This is a genomic window from Pseudomonas sp. PDM31, from assembly GCF_019218965.1.
Lineage (GTDB): Bacteria > Pseudomonadota > Gammaproteobacteria > Pseudomonadales > Pseudomonadaceae > Aquipseudomonas.
In genome coordinates this window covers 1-847 of sequence record NZ_JAHUWS010000030.1, presented here as the reverse complement: position 1 = coordinate 847, position 847 = coordinate 1, and the positions used below count along the sequence as shown (strand labels likewise).

General features: G+C 63.3%; 1 pseudogene. It reads left to right on the top strand.

The features are described 5' to 3' along the window. Positions 1 to 847, top strand: a pseudogene (locus KW839_RS27305) (phospholipase); the annotation flags it as partial.

Below are 847 nucleotides of genomic sequence, written 5' to 3'. Positions count from 1 at the left end.
GAGTGGTTTGCCCGCTGTGCGGTCACAGGCAGCAAAGCGCCGCAACAGGTCGCGAACGGCCTGCCAGCATTCGTCAGTCGTGGTTTCAGTTGGGAAGAAAGGGCTGAAATTTCCCACTGGGTGAAGTATGAAAGCCTCGATCCGGACATCAGCACGAAGATGCGCCAAACCCTTAAACTCACCGCCACCCACCACCAAAAGACCGTGCTGGTCGACTACGAACTCCCGGATAGCGCCGTCGGTTTCGTCATGGGCCACAACATGCTCGACGAGTACTGGGACAACAGTGCTCACACGGCGCTTAACCGTGCCAAGGACAGCAAACCGGCCCCCAACCTCGGTCCCCGTGGCGACACCCCGCGCCAGGACATCTCCAGCCAGGTCAGCGGCCCGATCCTCGAACACCTGCACCACAATTTCGCCACGGCCTGGCTCAAGGAAACCGGCGAGGACCTGCTGGCATCGCGACAGGCCAAGCAAGTCGGGCTGCAACTGCAATGCGCCCCCGGTGCCACGCGGCAGATTGCGCAGATCCTGCGCACCCAGGCCCAGGAGGGCAAACGCGACATCGAGACGCTCTACCTGCAGGCGGTGAACAACGCGACCCAGTTCATCTACATCGAAAACCAGTACTTTCGCTGGCCGCCGTTGGCCGAACTGATCAAGCAGGCAGCCGCCGCCCAGCTCGGGGGCGGGCGCGATCCCGGCCTCCATGGGGCACTGCACCTGTTCGTCATCACCAACGCCGGCGACGACAGCGTAGGCGCCGGCACCCGCAATACCCAGCGCATGCTCGAAAGCCTGGGGCGCGCCGAGACCATTCCTGAAGTGACCAAGCTGCGGCGCA